The organism is Gallintestinimicrobium sp., from assembly GCF_046968865.1.
Classification (GTDB): domain Bacteria; phylum Bacillota; class Clostridia; order Lachnospirales; family Lachnospiraceae; genus Gallintestinimicrobium; species Gallintestinimicrobium propionicum.
Genome location: NZ_JBKVPW010000031.1, coordinates 1 through 10,439, shown reverse-complemented (window position 1 = coordinate 10,439; position 10,439 = coordinate 1). Strand labels below are relative to the sequence as shown.

At 50.7% G+C, this 10,439-nt stretch carries 10 protein-coding genes; 5 read left to right on the top strand and 5 right to left on the bottom strand.

Features of this window, described 5'->3' with window-relative positions; genetic code table 11:
* From ACLTOQ_RS16085 to ACLTOQ_RS16065, 5 genes are all read right to left on the bottom strand, one after another.
* The coding region (locus ACLTOQ_RS16085) for a helix-turn-helix domain-containing protein (protein WP_412319934.1) at nt 1-360 on the bottom strand (360 nt) is incomplete at its 3' end.
* 345 nt (nt 361-705) lie between these two features.
* On the bottom strand, nt 706-2,097 hold the full coding sequence (locus tag ACLTOQ_RS16080) for a uracil-xanthine permease family protein (RefSeq protein WP_262585828.1): 1,392 nt from the start codon (nt 2,095-2,097) through the stop codon (nt 706-708).
* An 81-nt stretch (nt 2,098-2,178) separates the two neighbouring features.
* Nucleotides 2,179-4,470, bottom strand: coding sequence for a xanthine dehydrogenase family protein molybdopterin-binding subunit (locus ACLTOQ_RS16075; RefSeq protein ID WP_412319933.1), 2,292 nt, complete (start codon nt 4,468-4,470; stop codon nt 2,179-2,181).
* A gap of 12 nt (nt 4,471-4,482) precedes the next feature.
* Complete coding sequence (locus ACLTOQ_RS16070; RefSeq protein WP_308728065.1) at nt 4,483-4,938, bottom strand: (2Fe-2S)-binding protein; 456 nt, start codon at nt 4,936-4,938, stop codon at nt 4,483-4,485.
* Nucleotides 4,939-4,940: 2 nt separating this feature from the next.
* Nucleotides 4,941-5,729 (bottom strand): FAD binding domain-containing protein, encoded by a 789-nt coding sequence (locus ACLTOQ_RS16065; protein WP_308728064.1) that lies wholly within the window; start codon nt 5,727-5,729, stop codon nt 4,941-4,943.
* A 172-nt stretch (nt 5,730-5,901) separates the two neighbouring features.
* Here ACLTOQ_RS16065 and ACLTOQ_RS16060 point away from each other — a divergent pair, with 172 nt between their 5' ends.
* Genes ACLTOQ_RS16060 through ACLTOQ_RS16040 form a run of 5 tightly spaced genes read left to right on the top strand, consistent with a single transcriptional unit; the run spans nt 5,902 to nt 10,188 of the window.
* The gene (locus ACLTOQ_RS16060) at nt 5,902-7,023 is read left to right on the top strand and encodes an ABC transporter substrate-binding protein (protein ID WP_412319932.1); all 1,122 of its coding nucleotides are present in this window, start codon (nt 5,902-5,904) and stop codon (nt 7,021-7,023) included.
* Nucleotides 7,001-7,978: a FecCD family ABC transporter permease gene (locus ACLTOQ_RS16055; RefSeq protein WP_412319931.1), complete on the top strand. Its 978-nt coding sequence runs from the start codon at nt 7,001-7,003 to the stop codon at nt 7,976-7,978. The genes ACLTOQ_RS16060 and ACLTOQ_RS16055 overlap by 23 nt, the downstream gene beginning before the upstream one ends.
* Nucleotides 7,975-8,772 carry an ABC transporter ATP-binding protein gene (locus tag ACLTOQ_RS16050; protein WP_262585834.1) on the top strand — a complete coding sequence of 266 codons (798 nt, stop codon included), beginning with the start codon at nt 7,975-7,977 and terminating at the stop codon, nt 8,770-8,772. The genes ACLTOQ_RS16055 and ACLTOQ_RS16050 overlap by 4 nt, the downstream gene beginning before the upstream one ends.
* Nucleotides 8,769-9,110: a winged helix-turn-helix domain-containing protein gene (locus ACLTOQ_RS16045; RefSeq protein WP_308728061.1), complete on the top strand. Its 342-nt coding sequence runs from the start codon at nt 8,769-8,771 to the stop codon at nt 9,108-9,110. The genes ACLTOQ_RS16050 and ACLTOQ_RS16045 overlap by 4 nt, the downstream gene beginning before the upstream one ends.
* Entirely contained in the window at nt 9,064-10,188 is a 1,125-nt protein-coding gene (locus ACLTOQ_RS16040) for an NTP transferase domain-containing protein (protein WP_412319930.1), read from the top strand. The genes ACLTOQ_RS16045 and ACLTOQ_RS16040 overlap by 47 nt, the downstream gene beginning before the upstream one ends.
* The last annotated feature ends 251 nt before the right edge of the window (nt 10,189-10,439 follow it).

Below are 10,439 nucleotides of genomic sequence, written 5' to 3'. Positions count from 1 at the left end.
AGGTTTTTCCAACGTTGGATTATCCAATGTTGGATTTTCCAATGTAGGTAAATCCGATGTAGGCGGCTGCGGCTGCTCATATATGACATAATCCGCACCGCGCAAACGTCCTTTTTCGTCGCGTTCCCGGCTGCGGACGATATATCCGGCTTTTTCAAGTTCTTTGACCGCTTCGCGGATTGCGTCGATCTTCTCGCGGTTGATGTGAGATAAGCCCGCAAGGGTATAATCCCAATCTTCGGGCAAGGACAGCATTTGCGAAAGCAAGCCTTTTGCCTTTAAGGTGAGTTCCTTATTGCGCAAGTGGTGGTTGCTCATAACGGTATAGCCCGTATTTCTCTCAACTCGGAAAACTGCCATTTTTTATCACTTCCTTTCTCGTTTTGCGTGGAATATTAGAAAGCCGTTTTTGGCGGTTTTGGTATTGCAGTATGCCTTTGCCGTTTTTGCGTCTGAAAAGCCTTGTATTGCAAGGGCTTTTTCGCGCCTAACGTTCCACGTTACCGCCTGTTTTCGGGCATAAAAAAACCGCAACTCTTTTCAAGCTGCGGTATGACAATATGCAGAAAGGGACGCTATCGGTCTGATAACGCCCCTTTTGCTCGGTTATTCAGTTGTAACCTGTTTGCCCGCCGTCCATAAACGCGATGATTTAAGGCTTTTTGCTTGTTTTCTTATCTCACCGCGCTTAAAGGTGGCAATTTTTTAATCCTCTTTCGGAAGTACAATATTCAACAAAATCGCTACCATCGCAGCCGGTACAATACCGGAGCCGCCGAAGATCAGCTGGATAAACTGAGGCGCATTTGCAAGGATTCCTGTGTTGGCGCCCATACCGTAGCCTACACCGAGCGCTACCGATACGATGGAAAGGTTCCGGGCAGTCAGCGGATTCTTTGTGATCAGCTGAATACCGCTGATGACGATAGAAGAAAACATCATAACTGCCGCACCACCCAGTACCGACTGAGGCATGATGGAAACCAGCGCCGCCAGCTTCGGGCAAAGGCCGCACAAGATCAGGAAAATCGCTCCGGTCGCAAGTGCAAAGCGGTTTACTACCTTTGTCATGGCAACCAGTCCAACATTCTGGCTGAAGGAGGTATTCGGCAATACACCAAATAACGCTGCGAAGGAAGAACCAAGACCATCGCACATCACGCCGCCTGCAAGCTCCCGATCTGTTGCTTCCCTGCCAAGTCCGCCTTCCATTACACCGGAAATATCACCGACCGTCTCCACTGCCGTTACAATAAACATGATCAGGACAGGCAAAATCGCACGCAGATCAAACACCGGCTTTACCGGCATCAGCTTCGGAATTTCAAACCAGGAAGCTTCTGCAACCTTATTCCAGTTTAATACCCATGCTTTTGTATATTCCACGCCATCTGCAGTAACACCGGTCGTAGGCAGGACAAATCCCATTACCACTGCAGCAATGTAGCCTGCGATAATACCAAACAGGATTGCAGAAGAGCTTAAAAAGCCCTTTGTCCCATGCTTGAAGACAAGAATCATTGCGAGAACAAAAACAGCCAGAAGCAGGTTTTCCACAGAGCCGAAATCTTTTGCATTATTTCCGCCTCCGAAGGAATTGATGCCTACAGAGATCAGGCTCAGACCAATCGACATAACAACCGTACCGGTTACCACCGCCGGAAAGAATTTTCGAAGGGGCTTTAAAAAAAAGCCCAGCACCGTTTCGAAGAGTCCGCCGATTATGGATGCACCCATGATCGCACCATATGCCAGCACACCGCCGCCCATCGACGCAGCCACACTGTTAAATACCCCGATAAATCCGGAAGAAGTACCCATAATAATCGGAACCTTTCCACCCACCGGTCCGATGGAAAACAGCTGTACCAGCGTTACAATACCGGCTACCAGCATGGCATTCTGCAGCAGGGAAAGCTGCAGCTGTGCAAACTCTCCGCCGGCCAGCCCACATGCACCCGTAATGATCAACAACGGAGTAAGGTTTCCGACAAACATTGCAAGGACATGCTGTAAGCCAAGGGGAATTGCCTGAGAAAGGGGCATTTTCCCATCCATCTGAAATGCTTCCTCAGATAGTTTGAAACTTTTTTTCATTTTTCTCTCTCCTCATTTTGTGATTTATTGTCACAGCCCACACACAAACCTGTTGCGCATGTGGACTGCAGCATTTTCATCCTACTGCGGCATCGACATCAGAATCTTCTCCGGTGTAATCGGAAGTTCCCTGTGCCATACGCCGGTCGCCCGGTAGATCGCATGGGCAATTGCAGGTGCCGGGGTATTGATAACAATTTCCCCGATGGATTTTGCGCCAAAGGGTCCTGTTGGCTCATAGCTGTTTTCAAATTCCACGCGAAGATGCCCCATATCCAGACGGGTCGGAACCTTATACTGTAAAAAACTGGACTCAATCGGGCGTCCATTTCTGTCATAAGTGATATTTTCAAAAAGGGTATGCCCGATTCCCTGTACGATACCCCCCTCTGTCTGAATACGCGCCAATGCGGGATTGATCGTAATCCCGCAGTCCACTACCGCAACATAATCCAGAATTTTCACTTCTCCGGTATCCTTATCCAGCTCGATTTCCACCATTCCGACCATGTAAGGAGGCGGGGAAACCGGGGAGGAATGGGACGCGGTCGCAACCGCTGCAATATCGTTATTTACCTGGTCTTTGACGCTGATCTCTGCCAGAGAAACGCTTTTCTCCGTGTTGATCTGCTTTACCCGTCCGTTTTCAAACACAACCTCTTCTGTGCTGCAGCCAAGCATTCCCGCCGCGATCCCACAGAGCTGTGTCTTTAGCTTTGCGCAGGCCATCTCCACCGCCTTACCGGTGATATAGGTTGTGGAAGAGGCATAGGAGCCGGAATCATAAGGGGAAGCGTCCGTATCCGCGCCAAATACCGCCACATCATCTACGGAACAGTCCATACATTCCGCAACCATCTGGGCAAGGATCGTATCGCATCCGGTTCCCATATCCGCAGCGCCGATAATCAGGTTAAAGGTGCCGTCATCTGCAAGCTTCACGGTTGCGGAACCGACATCCACATTGGAAATACAGGAGCCCTGCATCGCCATTGCCACGCCTGCCGCGCGCACCTTTCCGTTTCCCATATCCCGAACGGGATATTTTTCATCCCAATGGAACAGCTCCTTACAGCGCGCCATGCATTTGTCCAACGCACAGGCATTCGCGGTTTCGCCATAATAGGCCGGCATTTTCATGCCTTCCCGGAGCATATTCTTTTCCCGGATGATTGTCGGATCGATTCCAAGCTTCTCTGCCAGCTCGTTGACAGAGGTTTCCAGTGCAAAAATACCCTGTGTCGCTCCGTAGCCCCGATAGGCACCTGCTGCCATCGTATTGGTATATACAACATCATAGCCAAACCGGAATGCCTCCAGGCCTCCGGTATAAAGCGGAATCGATTTGTGTCCGCTCAGTCCTACCGTCGTCGGACCATGCTCGCCATAAGCACCGGAGTTGGATAATGTATACAGGTCCAGTCCCCGGATATGTCCGTCCTTATCTGCGCCCAGCCGCACACGCACTTCCATTTCATGCCGGGGAGATCCTGCAATCTGACTCTCCTCCCTCGTAAAAATAAGCTGCGCCGGGCGTCCGGTTTTCAGTGTGACAAATGCGGGATAAACCTCACTTACCGCCGTCTGCTTTGCACCGAATCCGCCGCCGATCCTGGGCTTTTCCACACGGATTTTACTTTTGGGGATTCCCAGCGCCTGGGAAAGGATTCTGCGAACGTGAAATACGATCTGGGTCGAGGAGATCACATGCAGTCTTCCGTATCGATCCAGCTCGGTATAGGTACGGAAGGTCTCCATCATCGCCTGATTAAAGGAACGCATATGGTACGCATGTTCCAGCACCTCATCGCAGTCTGCAAGCACTACATCCACGTCCCCGTCACCACTGATTTCACTGGCAACCAGGTTCCGCTTTGCATCTCCGCCCACCGGAACCTGTGCAAGCCAGTCCTCTTCTGGATGCACTAAAATTTCATTGTCCTTTGCCTGATGGAAATCCAGAACCGGTTCCAGGATCTTATATTTTACTTTGATCAATTTCATTGCCTTTAACGCCGCTTTTTCATTTTCTGCTGCGATAATGGCGACCACGTCCCCGGCAAAACGCACATGCCGGTCCAGAATCAGCCTGTCGTAAGGCGACGGCTCCGGATAGGTCTGTCCCGCTATGGCAAAGCGCTGCTTTGGCACGTCTTCCCAGGTATAAATATCCACGACACCCGGAACCTTTTTGGCAACCGAAACGTTAATTTCCTCCACAATCGCATTTGCGTGCGGGCTTCTTAACAGCTTTACCGCCAGCGCATCCTTCGGTGCGATATCCTCCACATAAACCGGCTTTCCCAAAAGCAGCTGCATAGAATCCTTTTTGCGGACCGGCTGGTTGATCGCATTGTATTTCTTATGTTCCATGAAGCTTCTCCTTTACTTTCTTCTCTGATCCAGAAAATTCCGGATGCCCCGCAGCTGTCCTTCATAGCCGGAGCATCTGCAGAGGTTTCCTGCCAAATAGGCCCGGATCTCATCATCCGTCGGATCCGGATTCTCCCGAAGCAGCGCGATCGTATTCATGACAAATCCCGGATTACAGAAGCCGCACTGATCCGCTCCCTGATCGGCAATAAATCCGACAAACTCTGACGCTTCCTCCTGAAGTCCTTCCAGGGTATAGATTTCATGTCCATCTGCTCTGGCTGCGAGCACAGAACAGGAAAGCACCGGCGTATTATCCATGAGAACGGTGCACAGACCACAGTTTGCTGTCTCACAGCCTCGTTTTACGCTGTAGCATCCATGTTTTCTCAAAAAGTCGATCAAAAGCAGATCCGGTTCGATCTGCTCGGCGATCCTTCTTCCATTCACTTTTATTATGATCTCCATTCCTACGCCTCCCCGATTTTGCAAAACAGTCTCTGACTCAGCACTCCGATCAGACGGGTGCGGTAGGCTGCCCCGGCACGGTGGTTATTACCGGTCGGAATCTGCGCTTTTGCCCAGTTTGCAAATGCCTTTACGCTTTCTTCCTTCACACCGCCGGAAAGAAACTTTTCTTCATCGCAAAGAAGCACTGCCCGATGCGGTCTTGCACCGACTGCCAACCGGTATTCTCCCCCGACGCAGGAAGCGGCACAGGCAATCACCGGGAAGTCCGTGCTCTGGTTGCGGACCGCTGCGTAGGCAAAGCGTCCTGCAGTCTTTTTCACGATCAGACGAACTAAAATATCTCTGTCCTGTTTTTTCTCGGCAAAATCTTTTAAAGGAATTCTTCCACCCTGAAATAATTCCACCTCGGTATCCATTGCAAGAAAAACCGTCAAAACATCAGAGAATCCGAATCGTCCCCAGATGCTTCCTCCAACCGTTGCAAGATTGCGGAACTGCACACCTACTATATCCTTTACCGCATCTCTTACTGCACCCTGTGTATAGGCATTCAGCCCGGCATCTGTCTCCAGCTGCCGCAGCGATACCATGGCGCCGATAGAAAATTCCTCTTCCGTTTCTTCTATTTCATTCAGTCCAAGATCACAAAGATCAATTGCTGTCTGAATCATGCGATTCTGCATTTTCGTCCAGAGCATTCCACCGAGAATACAGTTCCCCTTTTTCTGGTTCAGCTCATATGCCTCTTCCAGACTTTTTGCGCGCACATAATTCTGAATTGTAACCATAAAATGTTCTCCCTGAAGCCTTACTGTTCCCATGCACCCTTTTCTATTTTCGTGCAATCCGTGAACAAAAACCAAAAAATCCAATTATATTATAATAAAATCCCTTGCTTTTGAAAAGACGCTTTGCTACAATACCGTTGTATTATTGAAACTACAACGAAAGGTGAACGTAATGAAAAACACACTGAAAAAGTACCTGTCCCTGTCCCTGGCATGTGCACTGTTGATCTCCATGATCGGCTGCGGCACTGCTTCTGCCCCCGCAGAAACTGTTCCTGCAACAGAATCCGTCACAGAACAGGCTGCCGAGACTGTCACAGAAACCGCTTCTGCCGAAACAGAAGAGACTGCATCCGAAGAAGCCATTGAAGCTGCAGAAACGACTTATCCCGTCACCCTGACCGATCAGGCAGGCCGTGAAGTAACGCTCGAAGCTGAACCTGAGACCATCGTAAGCGGCTATTACATTCCCTCCAGCCTTTTGATCGCTCTTGGTCTGAAGGACAAGATGGTAGGCATCGAAGCAAAGGCTGGCAAGCGTGCGATCTACAAGCTTGCTGCACCTGATCTGATAGAGCTTCCCAGTGTCGGCACCGCAAAGGAATTCGACCTGGAAGGCTGCGCAGCCCTCTCCCCTGATCTGGTTATCCTGCCCTTAAAATTAAAGGACGCAGCAGCGAGCCTGACAGAGCTTGGTATCCCGGTGCTGCTTGTCAATCCGGAAAGCCAGGAGCTTCTGACAGAAATGATCGAGCTGGTATCTACCGCCACCAACACACAGGAACGTGCAAACGAGCTGCTTTCCTATATAGCTTCCCAGAAGTCCATGCTTTCTGATACGTTAGCTGATACAGAGCCCAAAAGCGTATATCTGGCAGGCAATTCTTCCCTGCTTTCCACAGCAGGTCCTGCAATGTACCAGTCCAGCATGATCGAGCTTGCAGGCGGCAAAAATGCAGCGGAAGAAATTACCGATACTTACTGGGCAGAAATCAGCTACGAACAGCTGCTTGCCTGGGATCCTGCCTATATCATCCTCGCTTCCGATGCAGATTACACCGTTGACGACATTTTAAACGATGAAAACTTAAAAGACTGCACCGCTGTGAAAAACGGTCAGGTATATCAGATTCCCGGCGATGTAGAGGCTCTGGACAGCCCGGTTCCCGCAGGCATCCTTGCATCCGTATGGCTTGCCGGCATTCTCCATCCCGAACAGGTTCCCGCTGACACTTATACCACGGAAAGCGACACTTATTATGAAACCTTCTATGGAATCTCCAACAAAAACTAAATCGTTTCTTCTCGTCGGGACCGTTATTTTAACGGTCCTGACTTTATGCTCTTTTTTCGTCGGAAAATATCCGCTTACGCTGTCCGGCCTGTTATCCGGGGACGCGATGCAGTGGCGGGTTTTTCTCACCCTGCGCGCAAGCCGCGCTGTGATCGGCGCAATCGGCGGCTTTGTCCTCGGAGTTACCGGCTTTGTCTATCAGACCGTTTTCCGCAATCCCCTCGCTTCCCCCGACATTATCGGCGCATCCTCCGGTGCAAGCGTAGGCGCCGCTTTCGGTATCCTGTTTTTGCCCGGCGCGGTGGCTATCACCCTATCTGCCTTTGCCGGAGCCATCTGTTGTGTGCTCCTTGCACTGACGCTTTCCTCCCTGACCGCCGAAAAAGACGGCAAAAGCATCGTCCTCTCCGGCATCGCCGTGCACAGCCTGGCACAGACCGCGTTAGTCTGTCTGAAGCTCCTCGCAGACCCGGAAAAACAGCTTGCATCCATCGAATACTGGATCATGGGAAGTTTAAACGGCATCAGCCTGTATTCCATCGGCGGAAACATCGCTCTGTGCCTGATCTGTCTGGTTGGGATGTTCCTGTTGTACCGACAGATCCTCCTGCTCTCTCTGGACGATCAGGAAGGGCGGCTGCTCGGCGTAAATGTGACGCAAATCCGCCTGATCGTCCTTTTGATCGCAACCCTTGCCGCCTCCAGCGTTATCAGCATGACCGGGCTGATCAGCTTTATTTCGCTTCTTGCCCCCCACGGAGCGCGCCTGCTCTTTAAAAACAACCGCTTATCCACCATGTTATTCAGTGGCCTGCTCGGCGGATGCCTTTTGACGCTCGGCGATATTTTTGCCCGCAGCATCGCTTCTACCGAACTGCCAGTAAGTATTTTTACCAGTTTGCTCGGCGCGCCGTTCTTAATCTATCTCTGTATCAGGAGGAAACCACTGCAATGAACCTGCTCACTGTAACCAACCTTTCCGCCGGATATGCCGGAAAACAGGTCATAAAAGATATCAGCTTTTTCGTCGCCCCAAAAACAATCGTTGGAATCCTCGGCGCAAATGGGTGCGGTAAAACCACCCTGATCAAAGCGATTGCAAATCTTCTTCCTCATACCGGAAGCTGTCAGTTAGATGACACTTACTTGGAAAACGCTTCTCCAAGGCAGCTTGCTTTACTCTGCGGATACATTCCCCAAAAGAGCGGTATTTCGATCGATTTAACTCTTCTGGATGTCGTTTTAATGGGGTTTAATCCAAAGCTTTCTCTCCTGCAGTCTCCTACGGAGCAGATGAAAAAGGAAGCATTTGACGCCCTCTGCTCGGTAGGTCTTGGGTCCCGCAAAGACGATAACTTCCAGCAGCTAAGCGAAGGGCAAAAGCAGCTCTGCCTGCTGGCGCGCACTTTTGTATTAAAGCGCAGGCTTCTGCTTTTGGATGAACCGGAAAGCGCCCTGGATTTTCGGCTGCGCTATGAAACGATGGGACTTTTGCGAACGTATGTTGCAAAAAACAACGCCGCCGCACTTGTAACGCTGCACGATCCTTCTCTCGCCCTCAATTATTGCGATACGCTTTTGGTGCTTTCCGATTGCGGTCTGTTGGGAGAGCTTCAACCATTTTCTACCCCGATCTCCAAAATGGAACCGCTTCTTTCCTCCATCTATGGTACAATCAGTTTAACAACACTTTCCACCCGCCGCGGCGAGAAACGGCTGATCATGATAAAGGAGGACGATGCCTGTTGAAAGCGGTTACACGAATTACTTTTTGTGACGACAACGATGAAAAATTTTTCGGGGAAGGTCCCTGCTGTCTGCTGCATGCCATCGAAGAAACCGGCTCTCTTCGTTCCGCCGCCATATCCATGGGACTTGCCTATACCAAAGCGCTCCGCATAATCAAAAATGCCGAAGCCGCTCTCGGCTTTCCACTGACCACACGCTGTGTTGGCGGAAAATCCGGCGGTGGAAGTACACTCACTCCACAGGGAAAGGAATGGCTGACAAAATATGAAACCTATCGGGACGCCTGCGTTCATGCCAACCGCAAGCTGTATTTGGAAATCTTTTCAGACAAGCGGTAAAAAACATCTGATCCTCACCGGAGACAGGGGAAGCGGCAAAACAACACTGCTTTCTGCGCTCTTTCCATGCCCGATGCCGGGGCTTACCTCCTGGGCGGTTCCAAAGCAGGGCGTCTACTTAAAGGACAATTTTTCTTCCAAGACCGTGCAAATCGGCAGATTTAACCCTGACAGCACCGGTGCCGAAAACCGGATGCTGCCTGTTTTAGACGCATTTTCCCAAACCGGTGTTTCTTTTCTTCGCGCTTGTGCCGACGTTTCTTCTGACTGGATCACCATTGATGAAATCGGATATCTCGAAAGCACCTGTCCCGAATATCAAAATGCCCTCTCTGAGTTGATGGCGTTCAAGCATCTCCTGATGGTCGTCCGCAAGCAAAAGCTTCCTTTCCTGGACAGTCTGCTTGCACGGCAGGATGTCTTCGTTCTCGATCTGGATCAGCCCTACGGAAACGCAGGATGTATTCTCATGGCGTCCGGTCAGGGCAGACGCTTTGGGGAAAACAAGCTGCTGACAGATCTTGCAGGCAAGCCACTGATTCAATGGGCACTCGATGCTTCCGCCGGTCTGTTTGCACACCGCCTGGTTGTGACCGTGCACAAAGAAATCGAACAGCTCTGTCTCTCGCAGGATATCCCGGTTCTTCTGCATCCTTTTCCCGACCGAAATGACATGATCCGCCTTGGAATGGGTGAAATCAGCTCTTTTATCGATCGCTGCGCCTTCCTGCCGTCCGACCAGCCTATGATCCTGCCGGAAACCATCGCTTCCCTGCTGCTTTGCGCAAAAAATCTGCCTGGCTTTATCTGGCGCCCCTGCTCTAGCGACACAGTCGGTTCTCCGGTGATCTTTCCGTCCTGCTTTTTTGAGGAATTAAAAAATCTCCCTCCCAAAAAGGGAGGGAACGTGATCGTTTCCAGGTATCCAAATCTCGTCCGGACACTTCCGGTTTCTTATTCGGAAGAATTAAAGGACATCGATACAAAAGAGGAGCTGCTTGCTGTTTCACAGTATTTGGGGCAGCAGTCATCAAACCGCCGTTGGCGCTTTGATGACTGTGGGGCTTTCGCCCCTTAAAATACTGTCCAGATTGCTCCGCTTGCAAGTTTACTTGCAGCTGAGCATCTGGACAGACTTTTGCTTCCTCCTCTCCGCCGGGCAGCAGTCATCAAACCGCTGTTGGCGCTTTGATGACTGTGGGGCTTTCGCCCCTTAAAATACTGTCCAGACTGCTCCGCTTGCAAGTTTACTTGCAGCGGTGCATCTGGACAAAACTTTTGCTTCCTCCTCTCCGCCGGGCAGCAGTCATCAAACCGCTGTTGGCGCTT

Coding starts and splice junctions, on each gene's coding strand:
- ACLTOQ_RS16065 (WP_308728064.1), bottom strand. CDS start 5,729: ATGGTTACAATTCAGAATTATGTGCGCGCAAAAAGTCTGGAAGAGGCA.
- ACLTOQ_RS16040 (WP_412319930.1), top strand. CDS start 9,064: ATGCCAACCGCAAGCTGTATTTGGAAATCTTTTCAGACAAGCGGTAAA.
- ACLTOQ_RS16060 (WP_412319932.1), top strand. CDS start 5,902: ATGAAAAACACACTGAAAAAGTACCTGTCCCTGTCCCTGGCATGTGCA.
- ACLTOQ_RS16070 (WP_308728065.1), bottom strand. CDS start 4,938: ATGGAGATCATAATAAAAGTGAATGGAAGAAGGATCGCCGAGCAGATC.
- ACLTOQ_RS16075 (WP_412319933.1), bottom strand. CDS start 4,470: ATGGAACATAAGAAATACAATGCGATCAACCAGCCGGTCCGCAAAAAG.
- ACLTOQ_RS16080 (WP_262585828.1), bottom strand. CDS start 2,097: ATGAAAAAAAGTTTCAAACTATCTGAGGAAGCATTTCAGATGGATGGG.
- ACLTOQ_RS16055 (WP_412319931.1), top strand. CDS start 7,001: ATGGAATCTCCAACAAAAACTAAATCGTTTCTTCTCGTCGGGACCGTT.
- ACLTOQ_RS16050 (WP_262585834.1), top strand. CDS start 7,975: ATGAACCTGCTCACTGTAACCAACCTTTCCGCCGGATATGCCGGAAAA.